Origin of the sequence: Pseudomonas wenzhouensis (genome assembly GCF_021029445.1) — a bacterium.
Classification (GTDB): Bacteria; Pseudomonadota; Gammaproteobacteria; order Pseudomonadales; family Pseudomonadaceae; genus Aquipseudomonas; species Aquipseudomonas wenzhouensis.
Genome location: NZ_CP072610.1, coordinates 3,758,583 through 3,783,923, shown reverse-complemented (window position 1 = coordinate 3,783,923; position 25,341 = coordinate 3,758,583). Strand labels below are relative to the sequence as shown.

The window sequence follows — 25,341 nt, the reverse complement described above, 5'->3', positions numbered from 1 at the left end:
AATGCATGCATTGCGCAGTTGGGCCGCTCGGGCATTCATGGGCGTAGGTCTGGCCGGGGTGCTCGGTGGCGGCGCCCAGGCGTTGGCTGCCGATTACCAGAACTCGCCGCAGGTGACCGAGTTCGTCGAGGAAATGACCCGTGACTACGGTTTCGCCAGCGAGCAGCTGTACGCGCTGTTCGCCGATGTCGAGCGCAAGCAGGCGATTCTCGATGCCATCTCGCGTCCGGCCGAGAAGGTCAAACCCTGGAAGGAATACCGGCCGATCTTCATTACCGACAAGCGCATCGCCCAGGGTGTGGAATTCTGGAAAAACAACCAGGCTGCACTGGAGAAGGCCGAAGCCGAGTACGGTGTACCGCCGCAGTTCATCGTCGCCATCATCGGCGTGGAAACCTTCTATGGCGGCAACACCGGTAGTTGGCGGGTGATGGACGCCCTGTCGACCCTGGCCTTCGATTATCCGCCGCGTGCGCCGTTCTTCCGCAAGGAGCTGCGCGAGTTTCTGCTGCTGACCCGTGAGGAGCAGGTCGACCCGATTACCCTCAAGGGTTCTTACGCCGGCGCAATGGGTTTGCCGCAGTTCATGCCGAGCAGCTTCCGCGCCTATGCCGTGGACTTCGACGGTGACGGCCATATCAACATCTGGAGCAACCCGACCGATGCCATCGGCAGTGTCGCCAGCTATTTCAAACGTCACGGCTGGCAGGCCGGCGGCCAGGTGGCCAGTCGCGTCGAGGTCAGCGGTGCGCGCGTCGACGAAGGCCTGACCCAGGGCCTGGATCCGGTGAAGAATGTTGCCGAGCTGCGCGCACTGGGCTGGCAGAGCCAGGACAAGTTGGCCGAAGATCTGCCGGTGACCGCATTTCGTCTGGAAGGTGCGCAAGGCGACGAATACTGGTTCGGTTTGCCCAACTTCTACACCATCACCCGCTACAATCGCAGCGTGATGTATGCCATGGCGGTCAACCAACTGGCTGAGCTGCTGGTCGAAGCGCGGAGTAAACAATGAGTGCGCACAAACTGCTGCCGCTGGCTGCCTGCATAACGGCAGCCCTGCTGCTGGCGAGTTGCTCGTCCAATCGGGCACCGCAGCCCGCTGTGGTGCCCGGTCAGTCGACGGGCATCTCCGGGCCTGATGATTACAACCGGCCGCACAAGGATGGCGCGCCCTGGTGGGATGTCGACGTCTCGAAGATTCAGGACGCCATTCCCATGCCGCACTACGGACCGGTCAAGGCCAGCCCCTATGTGGTGTTCGGCAAGCAGTATTTCCCGATTCAGGATGCGCGGCGCTACCAGGCGGTCGGCCCGGCCTCCTGGTACGGTACCAAGTTCCATGGCCAGGCCACGGCCAATGGCGAGACTTACGATCTGTACGGCATGACGGCGGCACACAAGACGCTGCCGCTGCCCAGCTACGTACGGGTGACCAACCTGGAAAACGACAAGGTGGTGATCCTGCGGGTCAACGACCGTGGGCCGTTCTACTCCGACCGTATCATCGACCTGTCCTTTGCCGCGGCCAAAAAGCTCGGCTTCGCTGAAAAAGGCACTGCGCGGGTCAAGGTCGAAGGCATCGACCCGCATGAGTGGTGGGCGCAACAGGGCCGTCCGGTGCCGCTGGTACTGGCCAACAACCAGCCGGCCAGGGCAAGCGCGGTGCAGACCGTTGCGCAACCCGTGTCGCAGCCCATCGAACACTACTCGCCGCCGCCCACGCAGCACGCCGCTGCGGTGGTGCCGGTACAGATCGACGCAAAAAAAAACGATTCACTCGCAGCCTCTGGCCTGTATCTCCAGGTGGGAGCCTTCGCCAATCCGGACGCTGCGGAACTGCTCAAGTCCAAGCTGAGCCAGACCAGCAGTGTGCCGGTATTCATCAGCTCAGTGGTGCGCGACCAGCAGATACTGCACCGCGTCCGCATGGGGCCGATCAGCAATCAGGGCGAGGCTGAGCAGCTGCAGAGCAGCGTGCGTCTGGCCAACCTCGGCCAGGCCACGCTGGTGCGCGCCGACTGATGGCAACTTAACCGGCCTTTGCCGGACTAAATCCGAGGCTTGCCTGGTGCGAGTCGAAAGATGGCCCTGTGGGGCCGTACAACCCAAGCAATGATTTTCGAGAGACGGATGAACATCACCAGCTTCGTGCAACGTGCTTCACTGGTTCTTACCCTTCTGGCCGCACCCCTGGCCATGGCCAACCCGCAGGTGGTGCCGGCGCCGCCGCAACTGGCCGCGAAATCCTACGTGCTGATGGACGCCGCCAGCGGCAATATCCTGGTCGAGAACAACGCTGACGAGCGCCTGCCGCCCGCCAGCCTGACCAAGCTGATGACGGCCTACATCGCGACCCTGGAAATCCGTAATGGCAAGATCGGCGAGCAGGATCTGGTGACCATCAGCGAGCACGCCTGGCGCACAGGTGGTGCTGCGTCCGGTGGTTCCACCATGTTCCTGCCGGTGAACAGCCAGGCCACGGTCGACGACTTGCTGCACGGCATCATCATTCAGTCCGGTAACGATGCCAGCATCGCCATCGCCGAATACATCGCCGGCAGCGAAGATGCCTTCGCGGACATGATGAACGCCACCGCCGAGCGTCTGGGCATGAAGAACAGCCACTTCATGAACTCTACCGGCCTGCCGCATCCCGAGCACTACTCCAGCGCCCATGACATGGCGATTCTGGCCCGCGCGATCATCAATGAAGATGCCGAGCACTACGCGATCTACTCGCAGAAAGAGTTTCTCTGGAACAACATCAAGCAGCCCAACCGCAACCTGCTGCTGTGGCGTGACCGCACCGTCGATGGCCTGAAGACCGGCCACACGTCGGAGGCTGGCTTCTGCCTGGTCGCCTCGGCCGTGCGTGATGGTTCGCGCATGATTACCTCGGTATTCGGTACTGACAGCGAGCAGGCCCGCGCAGCGGAAACCCAGAAGCTGCTGACCTATGGTTTCCGTTTCTTCGAAAGCCGCACCTTCTATCAGAAGGGCGCTGAACTGGCCCAGGCCACCGTGTGGAAAGGCGCGGCGAGTCAGGTCAAGGCCGGTCTGGCGGAAGATCTGACCATGACCATGGCCAAGGGGCAGTTGGAAAAGCTGCAGGCCAGCATGACCCTCAATCCGCAACTGATCGCCCCGATCCAGCAGGGCGATGTGATCGGCAAGGTCGACGTCAAACTGGGTGACGAGGTGGTGCGCAGCACCGACCTGGTGGCTCTGGAATCGGTGGACGAGGGCAGCCTGATGCGCCGTCTATGGGACAGCATTCGCCTGTTCTTCTTCGGCCTTTTCAACTGACAAGCCTGGCCGCTCCTGATGGAGCGGCCCTTTTCTGGACGGGTCGCGAGCCCGCTGACGCCATGACCGATAACGACGTTCAAGCCCCTAAAATCGAATTTCCCTGCGAGCGTTACCCGATCAAGGTAATCGGCATTGCGGGTGAGGGTTTCTCCGATCTGGTGATCGAGGTGATCCAGCGCCATGCGCCGGATCTGGATGCCTCCACGCTGGTGCTGCGTGACAGCCGTAACGGCAACTTCCTCTCCGTGCAGGTGCTGATCACCGCCACCAGCGTCGAGCAGTTGCAGGCGATTCATGTCGATCTGCGTGCCACTGGCCGCGTGCACATGGTGCTGTGATCCTCATGCCCGAACTCGTCGTTCGTCACCTCGGGCTGGTCGACTATCAGCCGACGCTGGAGGCCATGCGCCAGTTGACCCGTGAGCGCGATGAGCAGACGCCGGATGAAGTCTGGCTGCTGCAGCACCCCCGGGTCTTCACTCAAGGGCAGGCCGGCAAGGCCGAGCATGTGCTGGCGGCGGGCGATATTCCGGTGGTGCAGGTCGAGCGCGGCGGCCAGGTGACCTATCACGGCCCTGGCCAACTGGTGGCCTACCTGATGCTCGATCTGCGCCGCCTCGACCTTGGGGTGCGTGAACTGGTCACGACCATGGAGCAAAGCCTGGTCGATCTGCTGGCCGGCTACGGTATCGAGGCTGCGCCGAAGGCGGATGCGCCGGGCGTGTATGTGGCCGGCGACAAGATCGCCTCACTGGGCCTGCGCGTCAGTCGTGGTTGTTCCTTCCACGGCCTGGCGCTGAACGTCGACATGGACTTGTCGCCCTTCCTGCGCATCAATCCGTGCGGCTTCGCGGGGCTGAAGATGGTGCAGATGCGTGATCTGCTGCCAGCGCCGCCAGCATTCGACGAAGTGGCGCAACGCCTGGAGCAGGTGCTGCGTGGCCGTCTGGGTTACGTGTAGGCTAATGCGAGAGAACGTGTAGGTGCGGCGCCTCGCCGCCAACCGTAGAACGCTTCGCCCCGGTGCGGGGTTCCTGCACAGGCGCGTCGCCACGCATACATACTGACAGCAACGAAAAGGGACGCCGAGGCGTCCCTTTGGTTTTCCCAGAGGAACTGTCTCAGTTCAGATTCAGCGCCGGAATCAGGCTGGCATTGACTTCCTGGCCGGGCACCGGAACCGGTGCGGCAAGCCCCAGGTTGTTCTTCTCGAACACGCGGTCAGCGCGGTAGCTGGAACGTACCAGCGGGCCGGCGGCGACTTCCATGAAGCCTTTCTCCAGGCCGATATCGCGCAGGCGATTGAACTCTTCCGGGCTGACCCAGCGCTGCACCTTGAGGTGGTTGCGCGTCGGCTGCAGGTACTGGCCGAGGGTGAGGATGTCCACGCCGATGGCGCGCAGGTCATCCATGGTTTCGAGAATTTCCTCGTCGGTTTCACCCAGGCCGAGCATCAGGCTGGTCTTGGTCAGTACGTCCGGGCGGTGCTTCTTGGCGTGCTCGAGCACCTTGAGGGTCTTCTCGTAGCCGGCGCGCGGATCGCGAACCACGTGGGTAAGACGTTTGACTGTCTCAACGTTCTGCGCGAAGACTTCCAGGCCGGAGTCGACGACGCGCTCGATGGCCTGGTGATCACCGTCGAAATCCGGGGTCAGGGCCTCGACCACCACCTGCGGGGTGTTTGCCTTGATGGCGCGCACGCAGGCGGCGTAGTGGCCGGCGCCGCCGTCTTCGAGGTCGTCACGGTCCACCGAGGTCAGCACGATGTAACGCAGGGCCATCAGCTCCACCGACTTGGCGGTGTTCTGCGGCTCTTCCAGATCCAGCCAGCCATTGGGGTTGCCGGTGTCCACGGCGCAGAAACGGCAGGCGCGGGTGCACACCGAGCCCATCAGCATGATGGTGGCCGTGCCGTTGGACCAGCACTCACCCATGTTCGGGCAGTGTGACTCCTGGCAGACGGTGCTCAGGCGGTGTTCGCCAACGTTGCGCTTGACGGCCTCGAAACGGCTACCGCCAGGTGCCTTGACCCGCAGCCACTTGGGCTTGGGCTCGAACACCTGAGGTTCGGCCGAGGCGCGACGCTTCTGGCCATCCTTGATGGCGGTGATGCCTTGGGCGGTGCGAAATTTTTCGCCGCTGGCGACGGATTTGGGCGGGGAGGTGTCGGACATCGGGAATCAGGGCTCCGCTAGAGGCTCCGTGGGCAGGTGGCTTGTGGCCGCTGGCCAGTCTATCACAGAAGGCTCATGGGCACGCTGAGACCGCCTGTCGGCCAAGGGGCGACGAGGCAGCGTTCAGCGAGGCCCAGGCTTAGCGTGCGCGCAGCTGTTGCAGCAGCTCGGTATTGGGGTAGCCATCGGCAGGCCAGTTCAATTGCAGCTGCAGGGCGCGGATGGCCTTGCGCGTGTTGGCGCCGATGATGCCGTCGGCCGGGCCCGGGTCGAAACCGGCCTGGGCCAGCAGCTCCTGCAGCTCGACGCGCTCGCTGCGACCGAGCTGGCGTTCGCCGCGTGGCCACTGGCCCTGCACTTCGCTGGGGCGCACCAGGTTGTCGGCGAGCAGGCCGATGGCCAGCGCGTATGAGGTGGAGTTGTTGTACTTGAGGATGCTGCGGAAATTGTCCAGCAGCAGGAAGGCCGGGCCTTTGTGTCCGGCCGGTAGCTGCAGGCTGGCGCGCGCGCTGGCGGCGGCGCCGGTCGGTGCCAGCGGGCGCACGCCGAGTTCGGCCCACTCGGTCAGGCTGCGACGCTGGTCCGGGTCAGCCAGGGCGTAGTCGAAGTCGCTCGGCAGGCGCACCTCGAATCCCCAGGGCTGGCCGCGCTGCCATCCTGACGCTTGCAGGTAATGAGCCGCCGAAGCCAGGGCATCGGCCGAGGAGTTCCACAGGTCGCGCTTGCCGTCGCCGTCGAAATCCACCGCATGCTGGTTGTAGGTAGTGGGCATGAACTGGGTCTGCCCCATGGCGCCGGCCCAGGAGCCGATCATGCGTTCGCTGGGCACATCGCCGTTCTGCAGAATCTGCAGGGCAGCCAGCAACTGCGCACGCCAGAAGCCCTGGCGACGACCGTCGTAGGCCAGGGTGGCGAGAGAGCGGATAACGCTGTGGCTGCCGATATTGTTGCCGAAGTTGCTCTCCAGACCCCAGATGGCCACCAGGATCGGGGCCTCGACGCCGTACTGCTGCTCGATGCGTTGCAGCACCAGGCTGTGCTGCGCCAACAGCACTCGGCCACGACCGATGCGGCTGGAGGACACGGCGCCGTCGAGGTATTCCCACACCGGGCGGGTGAATTCGGGCTGGCTGCTGTCGGCCTTGAGCACCGCCGGGTCAGGGGTGACGCCGGCGAATATGCGATCGAACAGCGCGGCGTCAATGCCGGCGGCAAGCGCTTCGTCACGCAATGCCTGGCGCCAGTCGGCGAAACTGGTCAGTGCATCTGCAGGTGCAGCCTGCGCCGTGGCCGGCGCGTTGGCTGTGGGCAGGTTTTCCGCTGGGGCCTGGGCGCAGGCCGCCAGCAGCAGGAGAGGAAGCAGGGCCAGGGCGCGACGAGGAAACTGGTGTGGCATGTCTATCTCAGGGCGTTTAAGCAGGTGGCTACCTTATCACGCTCGGGCTGGAATCTGGGCGATCAGCGCAGTGAGCAAGCCCATAAAGCAAGAAGCCTCCCAATTGTGGGAGGCTTCGCGGCGGTAGCTGCCTTTGCCTTTCTGTGGTCGTTCCTGGCGGCAGCGAAACAGTGGCTGGGCGACGATGGATTTGGCCTTGTTCGGCCGTTTGCCGGTTTTCTTGCTCATAGGGGTTCCTCGCTAGAGCCTGCTTCCAGCGCAGGCGCGCGGACTATGCGCCGCTGTACGGAAAATGTCCAGATTGCGGTCTGAATGGGGCGTAGGAGCGAGCTCTGCTCGCGAAGCCTTTCAGTGCGGAGTGTGGGCCGGGCGGCGCTCCGCTTTAGCCCACCAACGGTGGTGGACGTGGGCTAAAGCCCACCCTACGAGAAAGGAAGAGGCCGCAACACTTACAGGCGCAGGCGCTGCCCGGCCAGTTGCAGGGTCAGCATGGCCAGCTCGCTCCACGGATCGCCAGCCGCCTGGCCCTTGATCTGTGCATCGATCAACTGCGCCTGCTGCAACAATTGGCCCCAGCGCTTGCTGCTGTGACGCTGCAGCGCCTTGGAAATCAGCGGCCGGCGCTTGTCCCACACTGGCGGACGCGCGCTGGAGAAGGCCTTGTCCAGGGGTATGCCCTGGCTTTGCTGGTGGGCGATGCCGGCCAGCAGGCGAATTTCGCGTGCCAGCGCCCAGAGGATTACCGGGGTTTCCACACCCTCGCCGCGCAGGCCTTCGAGCACGCGCAGGGCATGGCTGGCATCGCCAGTCAGGGCGCAATCGATCAGGCCGAACACATCGAAGCGGGCGCTGTCGGCCACGGCGGCCTGCACGGTTTCGGCGTCCACCTGATTGCCTTCGGCAAGTAGCTTGAGCTTTTCCACTTCCTGGGCGGCGGCCAGCAGGTTGCCTTCTACCCGCGCGGCGATCATGTCCACGGCATCGGCGCTGGCGCTCAGGCCGGCCTGAGCGAGGCGCTGGCGAATCCACTGCGGCAACTGGTTGGCGTCCACCGGCCAGATCTGGATGAACTGGCAAGCCTGACCGTCGATCAGCGCCTTGGCCCATTTGGATTTCTGTGTGCTGCCGTCGAGCTTGGGCAGGCTCAGCAGCAGGACGGTATCTTCAGGCGGCCGTGCCAGGTATTCCAGCAGTGCTGCGGCGCCTTTATCCCCCGGTTTGCCGGAGGGCAGGCGCAGTTCCAGCAGGCGCTTCTCGGCGAACAGCGAGAGGCTGGCGCCGGCCTGTAGCAGATTGCCCCAGTCGAAGTTGGCTTCGGCGTTGAACACCTGACGCTCGCCAAACCCCTGCTGGCGGCAGGCGTTGCGGATGGCATCGGCCGCTTCCTGGCAGAGCAGCGGCTCGTCACCGCTGATCGCATAGACAGGCGCCAGTGCGCCCTGCAGGTGTTTGCCGAGTTGCGCGGGGGCGAGCTTCATCGAGGTGAGGTCATGAGGCGAACGGGCAGGGGGCCGCAATGCGGCCCCGGCACCTTACTGAATCGGCAGTTCGATCGGCGACTGCTGCGGGGCGACCTGGCTCTCACGAACCCGGCGAGCGGCTTCCAGTGCCTCGGCTTCAGCCTTGGCGCGGGCTTCGGCGGTCTGCTGCAACTGGTCGAGCTGCGCCGGGGTAATCTGCTGCAGGGTGAGCATCAGTTGCTGGATCATTTCCCGGCGCAGTTCGCTGCGCAACTGAGCGGCTTCCTGATCGGAGCCGGCCAGGTTGTTGTCGTCCTGCTGGTAGTAGTTCTGCACTTCCACCTTGTTGCCGGTCAGCAGCAGGTTCTGCGTGCCACGGATCTCATACTCCAGGGCCATGGTCAGCTCGTACTCGGCGGTACGTGCACCGCTGCTGTAGCTGGCGCTACGACGATTCTCGCTTTCGCGGGTGATGACCAGCTTGTAGGGCGCGCCGGCATAAACGCGAACGTCGTTTCTCTCCAGCACTTCGCGTACCTGCTGCACGGTATCACCGTAGGCATCGCGCGCACTGACATCGAGCTCCTGGAGGGCGAACTGCACATCGCCGGTGCCGCGCAGCTGGAAACCGCAGGCGCTGAGCAGACCGGCCAGGCCGATGATCAGTAGATTCCGTTTCATCATTCTCATATCCCCTTGGCGGATCGCGGCGCCACGTCGTGGTGGCGCCGAGCTTAATCAGTTGGCGACTATGTTGACCAGCTTGCCTGGCACCACGATGACCTTGCGAATGCTCAGGCCCTCGGTGAAGCGCAGGACGTTCTCGTTGGCACGAGCGGCGGCCTCGACTTCCTCGCGCGATGCGCTGGCCGGCACTTCGATCTGCCCGCGCAGCTTGCCGTTGACCTGCACCACCAGGGTCAGGCTGTCCTGCACCAGGGCGGATTCGTCGACCTGCGGCCACTGCGCGTCGATCACCGCATCGGCATGCCCCAGGCGCTGCCACAGCTCGTGGCTGATGTGCGGAGTGATCGGCGCCAGCAACAGGGTGACAACTTCCAGGCCTTCGTGCACCAGCGCGCGGTCCTGTTCGGTGGCGGTAGCGGCCTTTTCCAGCACGTTCATCAGCGTCATCACCTGGGCGACGGCGGTGTTGAACTTGTGGTGCTGGCCGATATCGTTGCTGGCCTGCTTGATGGCCAGGTGGATGGCGCGGCGCACGGCTTTCTGCTCGTCATTCAGGCTGGCGACATCCAGCTTGCCCGGCAGGCCGGCGCTGACATGGCCGTGAGCCAGACGCCAGACGCGGCGCAGGAAGCGGTTGGCGCCCTCGACGCCGGCATCCGACCATTCGCAGCTCTGGTCGGGCGGCGAGGCGAACATCATGAACAGGCGGCAGGTATCGGCACCATAGGCATCGATCATGTCCTGCGGGTCGACGCCGTTGTTCTTCGACTTGGACATCTTCTCGGTGCCGCCGATTTCCACCGGCAGGCCGTCGCTCTTGAGCTTGGCGCCGATGACCTTGGCCTTGGCATCACGCTCGACTTCCACGTCGGCCGGGTTGAACCAGTCCTTGCCGCCGTTTTCCAGGGTGCGGTAATAGGTCTCGGCGACCACCATGCCCTGGGTCAGCAGGTTCTTGAACGGCTCGTTGGACGACACCAGGCCTTCGTCACGCATCAGCTTGTGGAAGAAGCGCGCGTAGAGCAGGTGCAGGATGGCGTGTTCGATGCCGCCGATGTACTGGTCTACCGGCAGCCAGTGGTTGGCTGCAGCTGGGTCGACCATGCCCTTGTCGTAGTTCGGGCTGGCGTAGCGAGCGAAGTACCAGGACGACTCGACGAAGGTGTCCATGGTGTCGGTTTCGCGCTTGGCATCGGCACCGCACTTCGGGCACTTGCACTGGTAGAACTCGGGCATGCGCGCCAGCGGCGAGCCTGCACCGTCCGGCACCACGTCTTCGGGCAGCACCACCGGCAACTGGTCTTCCGGTACCGGCACGTCGCCGCAGGCGTCGCAGTGGATGATCGGGATCGGGCAGCCCCAGTAGCGCTGGCGGCTGATGCCCCAGTCGCGCAGGCGGAACTGGGTCTTGCGCGCGCCATGGGCGCTAGCTTCCAGGTCGGCGACGATGGCGTCGAAGGCGGCGCTGAAGTCCAGGCCGTCGTACTTGCCGGAGTTGAGGGTGGTCAGGCCGGCCTTGTTGCCGTACCAGTCCTGCCAGGTGCTGGTGTCGTAGTCCTTGCCTTCGCCGGTGTAGACCTGCTTGATCGGCAGGTCGTACTTGTTGGCGAATTCGAAGTCACGCTCGTCATGCGCCGGCACGGCCATCACCGCGCCTTCGCCGTAGCCCCAGAGCACGTAGTTGGCGACGAATACCGGCAGCTTGTCGCCGGTCAGCGGATGGATGACGAACTGGCCGGTGGCAACGCCCTTCTTCTCCATGGTGGCCATGTCGGCCTCGGCCACGGAACCGGCCTTGCACTCGGCGATAAAGGCGGCGATGGCCGGGTTGGATTCGGCGGCGCGCTGGGCCAGCGGGTGCTCGGCGGCCACTGCCACGTAGGTGGCGCCCATCAGGGTGTCCGGGCGGGTCGAGTAGACCTTGAGCTGGCCATCGATGCCGATGCTGGCGACGTCGTAGTCGAACACGATGTCGGCACCGAAGCTCTTGCCGATCCAGTTGCGCTGCATGGTCTTGACCTGCTCGGGCCAGCCATCCAACTCATCCAGGCTGCTCAGCAGCTCTTCGGCATAGGCGGTGATCTTGAAGTAGTACATCGGGATTTCGCGCTTCTCGATCAGCGCGCCCGAACGCCAGCCACGGCCGTCGATGACCTGCTCGTTGGCCAGCACGGTCTGGTCGACCGGGTCCCAGTTGACGGTGCCGTTCTTGCGGTAGATCACGCCCTTCTCGAACAGGCGGGTGAACAGCCACTGCTCCCAGCGGTAGTAATCCGGCTTGCAGGTGGTGACTTCGCGCGTCCAGTCGATGGCCAGGCCCAGCGATTTGAGCTGGGACTTCATGTAGGCGATGTTCTCGTAGGTCCACTTGGCCGGCGCCACCTGGTTCTTCATCGCGGCGTTTTCCGCCGGCATGCCGAAGGCGTCCCAGCCCATCGGTTGCAGCACGTTCTTGCCCTGCATGCGCTGGTAGCGGGCGATCACGTCACCGATGGTGTAGTTGCGCACGTGCCCCATGTGTAGCTTGCCGCTGGGGTAGGGGAACATCGACAGGCAGTAGAAGGTGTCCTTGCCCGGCTGTTCGCTGACGACGAAGGATTTCTGCGCGTCCCAGTGGGACTGCGCGGCGGCTTCTATTTCACGGGGCGAGTACTGTTCGTGCATGGCTCTGGCGCTGAAGGAATGGGGCTTGCGGAAAACGTCGTAGCATACATGAGCGCCGTCTATCGAGGGAAACCCAGATTGCATGCGCACGCCGTTGGTCGCGGCGCAACGCTGCTTGCAGCGTCTTCGCTAAGCTTTAGTCATGGCTCGCACATGTCGGCTATCGTGAGGTGTCAAATGGCTGTTGCACGGCAAGCGGAGAGGGGAGATGGCCTCTATGGGCGACTGCTGCAGCGCCTTGCGCTGGCGCTGGAAGAGGCCGATACCGCCAGTCGCCTGCATGCCGAACCCCTTCGCGAACTGGAGCTCGATGGGCTTAGCCCGGCGGAGCTGGAGCTGATCCGCGCCTATCTCAACCGTGACCTGCACTGGCTGCGCGGCTGGCACGCGGCAGCCGAAGAGCTGGCGTTGATTCAGCGTCAGCCATTGCGCAGCGGCAAGGCGGCAGGCAGCAAGCCGATGGGCAGACCCAAACCCCTGATGAAGCGTCGCCAGGCGCTCTGTTGCGCGTTTTGTGGGACGTCGGTGAGCTGGCATCGCGGGCAGGATGCGCAGGCGTGCCAGGCCTGTGGTTCAAAGCTGTTTCGCAGCGGCAATACCCGCTAGGATCAGGCGCCCCGGAGGTGCCTGATGCCGATTCGCTACATTCTCAAACAACTGCTGATGCCGCCCGGCATCCTGCTTCTGCTGATGTTGCTGGGTTGGTGGTTGCGTCGCCGTTTTCCCCGCTTGGCTATGGCCTGTTTGCTGACGGGCTTCGGTGGGCTGTGGCTGATGAGCTTGCCAGCGGTGATGCAATGGAGTGCAGGCCTGCTCGAACGTGAGCCTGCGCTTGAAGAGGCGCAGTGGGCGACGCTGGCGCAGCGTGCCGATGCCATCGTGATTCTTGGCGCCGGACGTGAGCAGAACGATCCAGGCTGGGGTGCAACCGATCAGCCGGGGCTGATGGCCCTGGAGCGCCTGCGCTATGCCGCTCGCCTGGCGCGTGCATCCGGCCTGCCGATGGCGGCCAGCGGTGGCCTGCATTACGGCCAGCCGCCCAGTGAAGCGGCGCTGATGGCTGATGCCATGCAGCGTGATTACGGCCTGGAGATTCGCTGGCTGGAGGAGCAGAGCCGCACGACTTGGGAAAACGCGCTGCTGAGTGCTGAGTTGCTGCAGCCGCAGGGCGTGCGTCGTGTGGTGCTGGTCACCCAGGCCTGGCATATGCCGCGTGCGCGCTGGTGTTTCGAGCAGGCTGGCTTCGAGGTGATCACGGCACCGATGGGCTACCTCAGCGCAGGTTACGAGCGCCCGCTGGGCGGCTGGCTGCCGGAGTCGCGGGTGATCTGGCAGAGCAGCCTGTTGCTCAACGAAGCCATCGGGCTGCTGGCGTATCCCATCGTCCACGGCAAGCAGTAGGGCGTACTCGCCGCAGGCAGTACGCCTGCGGATTCTGCGTTACGAGAGCTGGCGGGCCGCTCTCTGCTCTCGCGAAACCGCCCTATAAATCCTGGCCAGCCCGTAGCCCGGATGCAATCCGAGGCGTCGTGACGGCTTACTCCCGGATTTCATCCGGGCTACGTTCGCTTGCCGCCGCGTTTAGACCGTCTTGGCCATGCGGCTGGCCAGCAGCGCCCAGCCCAGCAGCAGGGCGCAGAGAATCGCCAGTGGCCAGATGCGCCATTGCAGGTAGGGCGTCAGCCCCTGCATCGGCACGACTTCGCCGTAGAGCACGCCGCGCTCGAACTGCGGCAGGGCAAACTGGATGCGCCCCTGCGGGTCGATGATCACCGTCATGCCGTTGTTGGTGGCGCGGATCATCCAGCGTCCGGCTTCCAGGGCACGCATCTGCGCCATCTGCAGGTGCTGCAGGGGGCCGATGGAGGTGCCGAACCAGGCGTCATTGCTTACCGTCAGGAGGATTTCGCTGTCTGCGGCCAGTTCTGCGGCGAACTCCGGGTAGACCACTTCGTAGCAGATGAACGGCGCAATGCGCTGCCCCTTGGTCAGCAGTGGCGGTTGCCCGGCCGGGCCTCGGGCGAAGTCGGACATGGGCAGGTCGAAGAAGGCGATCAGCCCGCGCAGAAGCTCCTGCAGCGGCACGTATTCACCGAAGGGCACCAACTTCTGCTTGAGGTAGGTGCCCTGAGCGTCGCCGAAGCTGGTGATCGCATTGTAATAACGAACCTCGCCGCGCTCGTTGGACTGGCGTACCGGCACGCCGGTGATCAGCGCGCTGTTACGGTCGCGGGCGAAACGATCCATCACGCCGATATAGCCCTGGGCCAGGTCCTTGAGTAGCGGTATGGCCGTTTCCGGCCAGACCAGCAGATCGACGCGTTCGGCGCTGAAACTGAGATCACGGTACAGCGCCAGCTGCGCGTTGAGTTGCTCCGGATCCCATTTCAGATTCTGTTCGACATTACCTTGCACGGCGGCAACGCTCAGGCTGTTGCCGGCCGGCCGCGTCCAGCTGTGATCATTCAGCGCCAGGCCGGCGACCCAGGGGCTCAGCAGCAGGAGCAGGGCGCAGGCATAGCGCGGTTTGTGCTTGCGCAGTTGCTCCAGGTTGATGATCAGCGCGGCTGACAGGGCGATGACGAAGGAGGCCAGCCAGACGCCGCCGACCGGCACCAGCCCGCTCAGTGGGCCTTCGAGTTGGCTGTAGCCAGCATAGAGCCAGGGAAAGCCGGTGAGGAACCAGCCACGGAACACTTCCTGGGCGACCCACAGCGCGGCGAAGGCCAGGGCGTCGGCCAGCGGCGCTTCGCTGCGGCGGATCCAGCGCGCCCAGAGCGCGGCCATCAGGGCGAAGAACAGGCCCAGACCGGCGACGAAACCCAGGGTGAGCAGGCCGGCCAGTGCCGGCGAGGCGGCGCCGTAGTCATGGATACTGACGTACACCCAGCTGGTGCCGGCGGCGAACAGGCCGAAACCATAGCTCCAGCCGCGCACTGCGGCCTGGCCAGGGCGCAAATGGCGCAAGCTGAAATAGAACAGGGCAATGGACAACACGGCCAATGGCCAGAGGTCGTACGGGGCGAGCGCCAAGGTGGTGATGGCGCCTGCGCCGCAGGCGAGCAGATGACCGGGCCAGCCCGGACGGGTGATCCATTGCAGCATGAGCAGATCCTTGGAAGCGGGGTGGCGCAAGGGTAGGGGCAGGTAGTGGCAGGCGGCAAGTGCTGAGCTCTGTACGAAAAGTGCCTGCGCTCGGTGATGCTGCGTTGTGTAGCGCCGCGCGAAAAACTGGTGCCGTTTGCGCGATAAATGCAGTGAGCTGACATTTTCACGCATGGCAACGGAATTGCCAAATCACGGCACCGGGTCCGTCCTGCTGAACTGGACTCGGTGCCGCTGCCAACTGTTCAACCCTCCCCGAACCGACCAGACCTCCAGAATGACCTGGCCCACATAGGTGGTGGTCAGCGTAGCGGTCGTGCCACTGATACCGGTCTGGCTTGCCAGCACGCTGCTGTTATCAGCCCTGAGCAACCTGCAGCTGTAAGTGGTACCTGGTTCAGGGCCGATATCGCCTGTCGTGGTGTCGATCAACTGGTCGGCCTGGACGATGCGATCACGGTGCGCCCAGCTGGCAACCACATCACCAACGACCGAGGCCGGATAGCTGGCGCCGCCGATAAGCAGCCGGCCCGGTGGGTACGGCAGCGCCTGACGCCCAACCAGTGCCAGGGTATCGATCGGAGCCAGCTCTGGAGCCAGCATGCCGCTGCTAGTGATGCTGCGCAGCCGCATCTGCACGCTGACACCAGCGGAGTACTCCGTAGGGTCAGCCCCTGCATAGTCATCGAAGAACCACACGCGCGCGCCCGCAAGGTGAGAGCCTGGCACGGTGTCCACGCAGCCACGGGCGATGGTCACTACCAACGTGCCGAGGTCGACCGCCACAACCCGGATGATCTCGTCATCGATCAACGCAGCAGTACCTACCTCGACCAAGTCGATGCTTTCGACCGATGTCAGCTGAATGCTGGTCTCAGTACGCCCAATCGCCACAACCAGTAGACCTGACGGACAAAAGTCCCCGCTCTCGGCACTAGCAAAGGCCGCGCTGCCGACCCTCGACTCGATCCCGAAGCCCAGCGACAAGGGCGTAGGCTTTAGCGCTAAGGCGGCAATGAACGCGCTGGTTTGATCGAACAACGCTAGGTTAGCGGGGTCGACGGTTTGCACCAGGTCGCGCCATGTAACCTCTGTCAGTCGCCGGACAGTAGCTGGGGCCGGCGCTGTGTTCGGTGGCACCCAGCCTGGAGGCTGTGGAGGCGTCATGCTGGTGGCCGGCAACCCGAACACGTCTTGCACAGCCGTGACCGTGATCACACCACTGCCGAGGGTGCCATCCTCGAAACGGCCAGCCCTGACCACCATCATCTCGATGCCACGGCTCAGGCTGCGGATGCGGAATGCGCCACCCGGCTTGATGTCGCGGCCGCGCCGGTCGAGCTGCACCTTGAAGCGCTTCAGCCCGACCGACCTGGCCCGCAGATCACGAACAGCCACTCGGCCGGCTAGCTCATCAGTGGGAATGCCTGGGTACTCGATGGTGGTCGAGAGGATCTGGCCGGCGCCTTGGATCGCAGCGAGATTGCGCTCGCGCTTCTGCCTGTTCGTGTTATCGATTGGGCTGCGCCACTTGATGATGACCTCATTCGCTGCACCTGCCGTCGCGGCGTTGTCATCCTCCATGATCGACAGCAGGCCGCTGTCCTCGTCGAACAACGGGAGCAACTCAGGATCGTAGTCATCGCGTACCAGGGTCAGCTCAAACAGCCCCGTCCTGCGACTGATAAAGAGATTGCCGCCGATGTGATCGAGCACGTGGCTGACAAAGGTCGAGAGGCTGTCCTGGCGAACCCAGCGCAGGCACAGCCCGAAACCTTCAGCGTGTAACGTCGTTGCCGCAGCGCGAAAAGAGGCGTCATCGATCCGGCTACGATCCATGCCACCACCCCAGTCGCGGTTCGTCAGGCACTCATAGATGATGTGCGCGGGGTTCATCGCCTTGATCGCACCGCTGGCCATATCGATAACGCAGCGCTCTGGGTACCAGAGTGCGCCATCCCAGCCCTTCAATGCGCGCCGTACACGGAACGTCCAGGCCTTCGGGTAAGGGTTCAAACTGGTCACCAGGCCGTCATAGAACAACGTGCACACGCCACGGAAGGCCGGTACCAGCCCGCCCAGCATGGCCGCCAAGCGCCCATTGAGCGGCTGATCAGGCGCGCCCATCATCACGTCGAGCGTTCCCTGGATGCCCCCCTCGCCGTTGTCGCCTCCAAACAGCTCCGGGGCGTTGATGTTGATGGTTTGGTTGCTGGTAACGCTGCCAGACCAAGCACGCTTCTCACCGACCTTGATCTCGACCAACTCATCGATCGCCTTGCCGACACCCATGTGGATACCGAACAAGTAGCGATAGCCAACCTTGACGGCCTTCTTACTGCCCATTGCCCACCTCCCGACGCGCGAACTCGACCAGGTGCAGTGCCATGGCATCGCCTGTGGCGACCAGCTTGCTGGCCACGATGCCGCCATCGCTCACAATCTGCCCCCAGTCGAGGCCGTACCTTGCAGCCAACGCGCGCCCGCCCTTGTGGCAGTAGCCGGCCCGACCATTGAATGCCGGCACGCTGTGCATGTGCTCCAGGGTCACGAACAGTTCGTCGTCGCTGATCATTTCTTGCCGCTCTTCGTCTTGATCGGTTGGGTGCGATAGTTGCCGTAGGAGAGCACCATCCAGTCCGGCGTCCAGTTGTCCCCGAAAAACACACACTGGGGAGTGCCTTCTTCGAATTGCGGAAAGCTGAAGTCCTCGAAAGCCACCGGCTTCGGTGCAACAGACTTGGGGCGATTCTTGTATGAGACGTAGGCACTGATCGCCATGATGGCGATATACGCCCAGGTATACGGGTCCATGACTTACCCCCTAGAAAACCGGATTGCCATCGAACGGCGAGCGGCCTGCGAGGTGCGGGATGCCGCCATGGTTGGGTATGTTGCCGAACTTGTCGTTGCACATCTGAGTGGTCTGATTGCAGCCGGGATAGACGCGGATCGCCTGACCAGGTTGAAGCCCTGCTGTCCCACCCAGCATGGCCAGGTTGCTGCCGGTGTGCCGCTCGATAGCTCTCCGATCGAATTCACCTGAACCGACTGACCACTCGACCCAACCAGCTGTGAAATAGCCGTCCGGGTAACTCGCGAACGCGCCACTACTGATGACCAGTCCGCTCTTGCTCTGAATCTCGGTTGTGACGCGGTATAGGTCTCGATTGACGCCACAGCCGATGCCAAAGAGCGCGTGATGACAGGCCCGCTCCCAGCCCTGCCGCAGCCCCTGCATCGTCATGCGCGCTGATAGCGGCTGGCAAACCAACTGAGCCTGGTCGCGCTTCGGCCAGGTCACGCTCTGAATGCTGCCCACCCAGCTGACGACCTGCTCGTCCTCTCCCGCATGCCTGTCGAATATCGTCAGGGCGACCTCGTTCGACGGCGGTACCCCTCGATAGAGCGTCGCCACGGCGAGATCGGCCGGCACGGTGATCTTGAGCAGCTCGACGCTGGCCTCACCTGTCTGGCGAATCCCGTCGTCCGAGATACCGCCGCGAAGCGTGCGGAATATCTGCGTACCCACGACCGCGTCTCGGTCTGCACTGGTGTAGAGCCAGCGCATGACACCTCGGCTGAACTGGTACAGCCTGATTGGCGCTCCATCAGCCAGCGAGTTCTCACGACTGTTAAAACTCATCGTCGCGCTCCTCGCGAAATACAGCTGTCCAGCCGGCAACGCCTTGGCTGTCTGTCATGTGCTCGATCTCCTGGGTGTCGCTCTCGAACCGCATCAGGTTCATCCAACTGATCCGCGCGATGTCGCCAGGCCGTACCTCGATACCAAGGGGGGCATCGAGCACCAGGCGTTCGGTTTGAGTATCCAGTTCGGTAGCGCCAGTGATGCGGCGCATCAGCACCGTGCCGTTCCACAGCTCGATGCGAATATCGCGCCGGCCGGGCTTGCCATTGCTGAAGCGGGTGTAGCCGATATTCATAATGTCGAGGATGGTGGCCAACGCAGATGTGGTAGCGACGACAGTCAGGTCATCCATATGGCTCGGTACCCAAACCACCTTCTGCCGACCACGCATGCCATAGATGAACGAGCGCACCAGGGCCCGAGCTTCGCGACCGAGGTCGAGATGGCGTTGGCTCAGCACCTGGAAGGCGCGTCGGGCTGTGTCGGTTATCAACGGCTGGGCGAACCCACTGTCGAGCGTCGAACGCAAGCGCTCGGCCGCATGGGTGAGATTCTCGGTGTCATCCGGACGGCGATCCCAAACCGGCCGCCCTCTATATAAGGTGGCCGGCAGCCACTCAGGCCAGTCACAGGCCTCAACTACCAGGAAGCGCACCTCGGCCTCGATCAGTCGATCGGTCAGCTTGCTAAGAGATGGCTCCTCGAGCAGTTGCGCGGCACGCGCAGGATAGATCCTGGAGCCGGCAGGCCAGGCCAACTGAGTGTTGCGCTTCAGCTGCAGGCCATTGGTGAGTACTTCGAGTATCTCGACGGTCTCGCTGGTGAAAGCATCCTCGCCACGCAGCATCGCCAGTCCGCCGGCACGAAAGTCCAGGTGCTGAGTGCTGCAGGGGATGAAGTCGACGTCAGCGCCGATGCCGGCATCGAGCAGTTGGATATCGGGCCAGATCGGGATCGACCATATCCGATCGCTCCAGCCAAACAGGGAGAGATCGAGCAACTGGCGCTCGCGCCCCTCGGCATACATTGGGCCATTGAACTCACGACGTGGCGCGCCGCGCAGCTTGCGCCGCTGGCTGACACCCGATTCGCTCTGCAGGATGTCGGTTGCTGCTGTCAGCCGTTCGCGGATGCCATCGCCCCAATCGGGCACGAACGTCCAGGCGATAATGCGGTTGGCAGTTACGCGTACAGAGGGGCTTTGTCCGTTGTCAAACTGCCAGCCAATCACCGTGTCGAGCACGGGCACCCCTTCAGGTGTCACTGAGACTGACCAAGTCAGTTCCTTGAGGCCGGGGAACAGAAGCGGCGGTAATGGCTGGCCGCCGACCTCTATTCCTTCGCCGAGACCAGTGATGGCAGCCAATGTCCTGGGCTCCAGATAGGCATTCCAGATCCGTACCGGAAACGACTGGGCCGAGACGACGTTCCCAAGATCAACCGCCGCAGGTGTGATGTGGAATCGGTTGTAGTAGTCATCCACATATGAACCGCCGATATAGCCATCCAACTCGCGGTCTGCAACAGGAGGCCAGACCTGGGTTTTAACCGCCAATCCTTGAACCTTCAGAGCACTGGTACCGCCAGGAATACTGATCCACTCGATCGTATTGAGGTCACTGGATAGGTTTGGGTTATCTATTCCCGCCATCGCAGGCTGGGCGTGATATCCAGAGATGATGGCCATCAGGGCTCCTCATAGCGGATAGCCCAGCCGAACGTGCCGGTGTGATCAACGTTCACACCACCATTACGCGCACTCATGTTCTTTCGGTAACCAGGGAAGACTTTCCACTTGTCGTAACCGAGCGTGACGACCTCTCCAGGCGAGTGATTGTCGATCCGCGTAATGCGCGCATGCTCCATCTCCATTACCAGCGAGACCTTCGAAGATCCGCGCGAGTAGTAGGCACGGGCTGGTAGCAGCACAGCCTCGTTATTCCAAGAGTTCGGGAGCAGGTTGATTAGCTGCGAGGCGCTATAACCTACCCCCAGGACAGACCCCCCAGTTGACCAGGTGCCGCCATCGAGGCCGTGATGCATCCGGAAATTATCGGAATTGTTCCCGCTGCCTGGGCTCCATACCGGCAGGCCGGATGGATAGGTGGTCGAGTTCGTCCTTAGCCCGTTTGTAAGGCCAGTTACTACGGTTTCGCTAGCAGTGGCGGCCAACCACAAGCCTGTCCCAGGTAAGGAGATCCTTGATTTACCAAATGCGCACCACTGATAGCGGTCAACGCTATGGTTGAGTACCAAGTAGACTTCACTGTCGAATACAAAAATCTCGTAACTGGCGGGCCAGGTCACTGCCAGCGTGCCGCTGCCAAGCATCCTTACTCCCTGAGCAAGCCCCCCAGTTAAAGCACCGCCGCCGTCTACGCCCGTACCGCCACGCAAGCGCCACGTTAGGCCAGCGGCAGATATCTCAATGAACATGACTCCCTTCGAAATCACATCACTGCCCGACAAAACCCATCCCTCACCGACGCATGCCGCTATCAGGGCAGCCTTGAGGTCAGCAAAGCTCGATACAGCCCCGTTGTAGTAAGCCATCAGTCGTCGAGCCTCATCGCATAGTGATCAGTGAAGTCGGTGCGAAATGCGTCCTGGATCACTACGTAATCGTGGCCATCGACGCTCAACGTGTTCTCGGCGTTGTTGTTGAAACCGCTGATGTAGTAGATGCCATCCAGCGCGCCGTAAAGGTTTGCCAGGTTGTCATGCAGCTCAACAGGTAGGAGTGGATAAACGCCGTCTGTATCTCGCAACTGAGAGGCTGGAACCTGGGTCGTTCCAGCGAGGTCAGCGCTGTCCCAGGGATAACAGAAAGGCGTATTCCAAGCGGCTATCGTTCGGAAGCTGATCCTGTTGCTATTGCCCTTGTAGCCCATGGAGTGGTTAGCACTTATATCTGTGAAGCGAGTGCCGGAGAACGCAGCGAGCGTCCCGACGCAGGCGACGGGATAGGGGTACTGAGTTGGGCGCGCGTATGGAAGAAACTTGCCTACATACAGCGACTCGTAGACTGAGGTTCCTACTTTCATCGCCAACGCGATGCGCTGAGGATTCACCGTCAACCAATAGTCAATCCTCAGATCATGAGCACAGCAAGACGTAGGCCGGTAGCCAGGCTGCTGCGAGAATGTTGAGCCAGGCACATACCCGGTAAAGACTGCGCCAGCTAGGTTGTAGATGCTCGTTCCTGCATTCTGATAAGTCTGAAAGCCTATGAAGATCTCCTCTTCGCCCGTGTGACCACTGCCGCGCAAGATCAGCTCTCGGTTGACCGATGCAGTGTCATACCGCAGCACCGTCCAGCCGTTGGCCGAGGCGAAGTCGCGGATGGTCTCCAGCATCTTGTAGTGGGCGAGCACGCCGCCCGAGTTGTCGACGAAGCCGATTTGATGAGGCATCAGGGATTCAGTCCTAGGATTTGGCGGAACTTGCCGGGCTCACGGGAGATAGCAACGGCGATCGACTCGCTGCCGACCGGGCCGGACATCACGTCGCCGATCCGCTGCGGATCGTCGATCAGATAGAAGTTCTGGCTGTTCTTGAGCGTGGTACCCGACTCCTTAGCCGGCTCGGCCAGGCGAGTGTTTGCCAGCCCAGGCGACGGCAAGGCCGGTGCCGGCACGCCGGCCAGGCCGCCGGTGTTGTGGTGGTAGGCGGACTGGAAGGCCCAGTCATGCAGCGCCTGCATGCCGCGCGCGTTGAAGTCCAGGAGGAAGTCGGTCGCACCTGGTTGCATGGCCGAGGCGGCGCGGATGACGACTTCCTCAGTCGAGAGTGCGGCCAGGATTGAGTCACTGGTGGGCGTGCCAGGCCCCTTGACCTTCCCGCCCTCGGCGAAACCATAAGCACCGGTGTAGGTACTGGCCCCAGCAGCACCGCCAGCGCCACCGCCGAAATAGGCACTGGCGCCCGAGGCGATAAGCCCCAACCAGCCGGAACCGCCCGACGAGCCCGAGCCGGTAGCGCCGCTGACTCCATTGGCCGCAGCCAGGCTGGCTGCAGCGGTTTGAATAGCCGCTGCACCGGTCATCAACGTGGCACCTGCTGCGCTAAGCGCGCCGGCTGATGTCGTCACTGCCGCAGCGCCAGTCGCGAGACCCGCGCCATCCTGGCCACCGCCACCGAAAAGCCCCATCACGCCACCAGTGATGGACTGGGCAAGGTTCTCGGCCGCCATGCGAGTGAGCGCATCGAGCACGCTCTGGCCGAGAGCGGTTACGGCCTCGCGCAGGGTCATGGTACCGCGCGCCAGGCCAGTAAGGGCTTCGGTCAGGCCCGTGGTCAGGCCATCACGCAGCGTCTCCTGCAGGAGCGTGGTGGTGGCCATCAGGCGCTGGGCTTGGGAGTCGAGGGCGTACAGCGCCTGCGCGGCCGCTTCACCCACTGCACCAGGTTGCGCAGCCAGCTCGGCCAGCACCGGGCGGATCTGTTCGAGCTGGGCGTAGGTCTGGCGGTGGATCTCCAGGATGCGTTCACGCGCCTGCAGCTCGGTGATCAGGCCGGCATCCTGTTGCACGTTGACCGACTGCTCCTGGCGCTGCTGCTCGGCCAGGATGCGGTCCATCTCGCGCTGCACGTCGTCGACGCGCACCTTGGCTTCGGCTACCGGGATCAGCTTGTCGAGCCAGGCCAGGCCGGCTTCGTTGCCGGCTTTCTCGAACTCGGTACGCATGCCGGCGAACTTGGTGCGGATCTCCAGCAGCACGGCATCTGTCTCGCGCCCGGCAGCGCGCAGGAACTCAGCCTCAAGGCCGACATTGGTGCGGGCGTTGGCGTCGGCCTGGCGCTGTGCCTCAGCGGCATCGATCAGAGCCAGCGCAGCATCGGCCCGCGCACGCATGGCGCCGGTCAGGCCTTTCTCGGCCAGCTCGTACTGGCGCACTTCGGCAGCGGTCAGGCCGATCTTGGCGGCCTGATCCTCCAGGCCCTGCACGTAACTCAGCTGCTGGCGAACGCTCTGCTCGGTTGCACGCAGTGCGGCCTGGGCGGCGCGTTCTTGCTCGCGCAGTGCGGCAGTGGCCTTGCGCTGCTCTTCGGTGGCTGCACGCTTGGCATCGGCTTCGGCCTGGTTGGCCTCGCGCTGCTTATCGGTGGCTTCAGCCGCCTCCAGCATGCGCTTGCCCAGTTCACTGGTAGCCTCGATGTTCTGTTCCTGCATGACCCGCTGTGCGCGCTCTACGCTGGTCAGGTTCTGCAGGCTCTGCAGCTGAGCCTCGGCGCCTTTGACGAAGGCGTCGGCAGCCTTGGTGCGCTCCTGGGAGGTTGCGATGGCCTCGCGCTCGGCCTCTGCCGCCTCTGCCGTCTGTTTCGCCTGCTCGTCACGCAGGCGAATCTGCTCGCGCAGGCCTTCTTCCTCGGCAGCCAGGCGCGCTTCCAGCGCCGGATCGATGCCACCGCCGACTCGGTCTCCACGCACGCCGAACATAGCGGTCTGCCGTTGACGCGCCACCTCGGCGAGTTTGTCTTCCAAGGTGTCAGCTCGGCCAATGTCGAGCATCGCATCCCAGGCTTCTGCGGCCACATTCTTGACCGCCTGCCAGGCAGATTCCACCAGCCCCAGGTTGCCAGCGATATCGGCAGCCCGACTCTGCATGGCTTCGGCCAGGGCCTCCATCGCCACCTGTGCCGCACCCGCCTGATCGCCCTGGGCTTCCAGCGCAGCGATCTGCTCGTACACCGCCAACGTCAGGTAGTTGTACTGCTCGTTGAGCTTGGCGGATGCCTCGGCCGGCTCCTCGGCCAGCTTCTTGAACTCGTCGACTGTGGCGCTGACAGCGCGGCCGATGCTGTTCTCCATCACAACCGCCGTGGTGGCGATCAGTTGGATCTGGTCGGCGGTGAACTTGCCTGCAGCAGTTACTTCAGCCAGCGCTGCTGCAGCTTGGCGCTGGGTACCGGATACCGCATCAATCTGGCGGGCCATTGCCGCCAACTGGTCAGCCGAGACGCCCGCCGAGTTTCCCGTCAGGGCAATGGCCTTTTCATACTCGTAAGTCTCAGCCGCGCCCTGGACGGCCGCGATCACCGTCGCACCAATCGCAGCAGTGACACTGGCGATGGCCAGCGTCAGCGGATTGATGGTGCTGACCAGGGCACGCCCGGCGTTGGCCCAGCCGCCGAAGCTGTCGCGGATCTGCCCGCCTTGCTGAACGGCCACCAGCCAGACCGGCATGCCGCTGGCCAGGCTGGTGGTGATGTCGGTGATCTGCATCGGCAGCTGACGCATGGCCTGCTGGTACTGGCCGGCAGTGATGCCGGCGACGCGCATCGCGTCCGTGGTACCGCCCAGGCGCTGACGCTGCTCCTGCAGCTTGGTATTGAAGTCGTCGAAGGTGTCGAGGTCGATCTGGCCGGAGGCGCGCGCGCGGCGCAGTTGCTGCTCCATGTTGTCCAGCTCGTCCAGCTTGCGGATCACCGGATCGATCTTGCCGAGCAGCTGCTGCAGCTCCTGGGCCTCTTTCTCGGTAGCCGCTGCGGCTTGAGCGGCGGCCTCGGCAGCACGCAGATCGGCCTGGGCCTTCTCCTGGGCGGCGCGCTCGGCGGCGTGGTAGGCGCGCATCGACTCGTTCTGAGCCGCAGCGTTTTCCTGCCAGTTTGCGCCCGCCAGGCGCGTGGCGTTGGCGCTTTCCATCATGCTGGCCGCAGCAGCGTCGGCGGCGACCTTTTGCTGTACCGCCGCCTCGGCGATGCCGCGCAGGCGCGCGGCTGCCTGGTCTGCGGTCTCGCCTAGGTGATTGAGTTCAGCGCTTGATGTTGCTGCGCCGGCACCGACGCCCTCGACGGTCTGAGCAAGCCCCTGCAGCTCGCGCTGGCCTTGTTCAAGCTCAGTGCGAAGCCGCAGGGCAAACTCGATATCACCGCGATTGTTCATCGGTCAGCATC

At 63.5% G+C, this 25,341-nt stretch carries 21 protein-coding genes and 1 pseudogene; 7 read left to right on the top strand and 15 right to left on the bottom strand.

Translation table 11 applies throughout. The annotated features are described in order from the left end of the window. The first annotated feature begins 1 nt into the window (after nt 1). From mltB to lipB, 5 genes are all read left to right on the top strand, one after another. Nucleotides 2-1,012 carry a lytic murein transglycosylase B gene (gene mltB, locus J7655_RS17610; protein ID WP_230925542.1) on the top strand — a complete coding sequence of 337 codons (1,011 nt, stop codon included), beginning with the start codon at nt 2-4 and terminating at the stop codon, nt 1,010-1,012. Then, nucleotides 1,009-2,022, top strand: a complete 1,014-nt coding sequence (locus J7655_RS17605) for a septal ring lytic transglycosylase RlpA family protein (RefSeq protein WP_230925541.1) — start codon at nt 1,009-1,011, stop codon at nt 2,020-2,022. Before mltB ends, J7655_RS17605 begins: the two co-directional genes overlap by 4 nt. Before the next feature lie 108 nt (nt 2,023-2,130). Next, a complete protein-coding gene (locus J7655_RS17600) occupies nt 2,131-3,306 on the top strand; it encodes a D-alanyl-D-alanine carboxypeptidase family protein (RefSeq protein WP_230925540.1) in 1,176 nt (391 codons plus the stop codon). A 62-nt stretch (nt 3,307-3,368) separates the two neighbouring features. Continuing rightward, nucleotides 3,369-3,647 carry a DUF493 domain-containing protein gene (locus tag J7655_RS17595; protein WP_003463006.1) on the top strand — a complete coding sequence of 93 codons (279 nt, stop codon included), beginning with the start codon at nt 3,369-3,371 and terminating at the stop codon, nt 3,645-3,647. Nucleotides 3,648-3,652: 5 nt separating this feature from the next. Further along, nucleotides 3,653-4,270: a lipoyl(octanoyl) transferase LipB gene (gene lipB / locus J7655_RS17590; RefSeq protein WP_230925539.1), complete on the top strand. Its 618-nt coding sequence runs from the start codon at nt 3,653-3,655 to the stop codon at nt 4,268-4,270. A 160-nt stretch (nt 4,271-4,430) separates the two neighbouring features. Here lipB and lipA read toward each other — a convergent pair whose 3' ends face one another. The 6 genes and pseudogenes from lipA to leuS form a co-directional block, all read right to left on the bottom strand. Continuing rightward, nucleotides 4,431-5,483, bottom strand: a complete 1,053-nt coding sequence (lipA, locus tag J7655_RS17585) for a lipoyl synthase (RefSeq protein ID WP_230925538.1) — start codon at nt 5,481-5,483, stop codon at nt 4,431-4,433. A gap of 139 nt (nt 5,484-5,622) precedes the next feature. Further along, complete coding sequence (locus J7655_RS17580) at nt 5,623-6,879, bottom strand: lytic murein transglycosylase (protein ID WP_230925537.1); 1,257 nt, start codon at nt 6,877-6,879, stop codon at nt 5,623-5,625. Between the two features lie 81 nt (nt 6,880-6,960). Continuing rightward, nucleotides 6,961-7,107, bottom strand: a pseudogene (gene arfA, locus J7655_RS17575) (alternative ribosome rescue factor ArfA); the annotation flags it as partial. A gap of 221 nt (nt 7,108-7,328) precedes the next feature. Further along, on the bottom strand, nt 7,329-8,357 hold the full coding sequence (gene holA, locus J7655_RS17570; RefSeq protein WP_230925536.1) for a DNA polymerase III subunit delta: 1,029 nt from the start codon (nt 8,355-8,357) through the stop codon (nt 7,329-7,331). A gap of 54 nt (nt 8,358-8,411) precedes the next feature. Continuing rightward, nucleotides 8,412-9,023 (bottom strand): LPS-assembly lipoprotein LptE, encoded by a 612-nt coding sequence (locus J7655_RS17565; RefSeq protein ID WP_230925535.1) that lies wholly within the window; start codon nt 9,021-9,023, stop codon nt 8,412-8,414. Between the two features lie 54 nt (nt 9,024-9,077). After that, complete coding sequence (leuS, locus tag J7655_RS17560; RefSeq protein WP_230925534.1) at nt 9,078-11,690, bottom strand: leucine--tRNA ligase; 2,613 nt, start codon at nt 11,688-11,690, stop codon at nt 9,078-9,080. Between the two features lie 177 nt (nt 11,691-11,867). Between leuS and J7655_RS17555 the strand changes: the two genes are divergently transcribed. Both J7655_RS17555 and J7655_RS17550 read left to right on the top strand, forming a co-directional pair. Then, the gene (locus J7655_RS17555) at nt 11,868-12,296 is read left to right on the top strand and encodes a hypothetical protein (RefSeq protein WP_230925533.1); all 429 of its coding nucleotides are present in this window, start codon (nt 11,868-11,870) and stop codon (nt 12,294-12,296) included. A 24-nt stretch (nt 12,297-12,320) separates the two neighbouring features. Then, entirely contained in the window at nt 12,321-13,091 is a 771-nt protein-coding gene (locus J7655_RS17550) for a YdcF family protein (RefSeq protein ID WP_230925532.1), read from the top strand. A gap of 180 nt (nt 13,092-13,271) precedes the next feature. Here J7655_RS17550 and lnt read toward each other — a convergent pair whose 3' ends face one another. From lnt to J7655_RS17505, 9 genes are all read right to left on the bottom strand, one after another. Then, nucleotides 13,272-14,795: an apolipoprotein N-acyltransferase gene (lnt, locus tag J7655_RS17545; protein ID WP_230925531.1), complete on the bottom strand. Its 1,524-nt coding sequence runs from the start codon at nt 14,793-14,795 to the stop codon at nt 13,272-13,274. Between the two features lie 192 nt (nt 14,796-14,987). Then, nucleotides 14,988-17,141 (bottom strand): phage tail protein, encoded by a 2,154-nt coding sequence (locus J7655_RS17540; RefSeq protein WP_179574112.1) that lies wholly within the window; start codon nt 17,139-17,141, stop codon nt 14,988-14,990. After that, the gene (locus J7655_RS17535; RefSeq protein ID WP_230925530.1) at nt 17,131-17,370 is read right to left on the bottom strand and encodes a hypothetical protein; all 240 of its coding nucleotides are present in this window, start codon (nt 17,368-17,370) and stop codon (nt 17,131-17,133) included. The genes J7655_RS17540 and J7655_RS17535 overlap by 11 nt, the downstream gene beginning before the upstream one ends. Beyond that, nucleotides 17,367-17,609, bottom strand: a complete 243-nt coding sequence (locus J7655_RS17530) for a hypothetical protein (RefSeq protein WP_179574111.1) — start codon at nt 17,607-17,609, stop codon at nt 17,367-17,369. The genes J7655_RS17535 and J7655_RS17530 overlap by 4 nt, the downstream gene beginning before the upstream one ends. Before the next feature lie 10 nt (nt 17,610-17,619). Next, nucleotides 17,620-18,441: a phage BR0599 family protein gene (locus J7655_RS17525; RefSeq protein WP_230925529.1), complete on the bottom strand. Its 822-nt coding sequence runs from the start codon at nt 18,439-18,441 to the stop codon at nt 17,620-17,622. Further along, complete coding sequence (locus tag J7655_RS17520; protein ID WP_230925528.1) at nt 18,431-20,131, bottom strand: hypothetical protein; 1,701 nt, start codon at nt 20,129-20,131, stop codon at nt 18,431-18,433. The genes J7655_RS17525 and J7655_RS17520 overlap by 11 nt, the downstream gene beginning before the upstream one ends. After that, nucleotides 20,131-20,997 carry a hypothetical protein gene (locus J7655_RS17515; protein WP_179575905.1) on the bottom strand — a complete coding sequence of 289 codons (867 nt, stop codon included), beginning with the start codon at nt 20,995-20,997 and terminating at the stop codon, nt 20,131-20,133. Before J7655_RS17515 ends, J7655_RS17520 begins: the two co-directional genes overlap by 1 nt. Next, on the bottom strand, nt 20,997-21,857 hold the full coding sequence (locus J7655_RS17510; protein ID WP_179575904.1) for a hypothetical protein: 861 nt from the start codon (nt 21,855-21,857) through the stop codon (nt 20,997-20,999). The genes J7655_RS17515 and J7655_RS17510 overlap by 1 nt, the downstream gene beginning before the upstream one ends. After that, nucleotides 21,857-25,330 (bottom strand): phage tail length tape measure family protein, encoded by a 3,474-nt coding sequence (locus tag J7655_RS17505; RefSeq protein ID WP_230925527.1) that lies wholly within the window; start codon nt 25,328-25,330, stop codon nt 21,857-21,859. Before J7655_RS17505 ends, J7655_RS17510 begins: the two co-directional genes overlap by 1 nt. Nucleotides 25,331-25,341 lie beyond the last annotated feature (11 nt).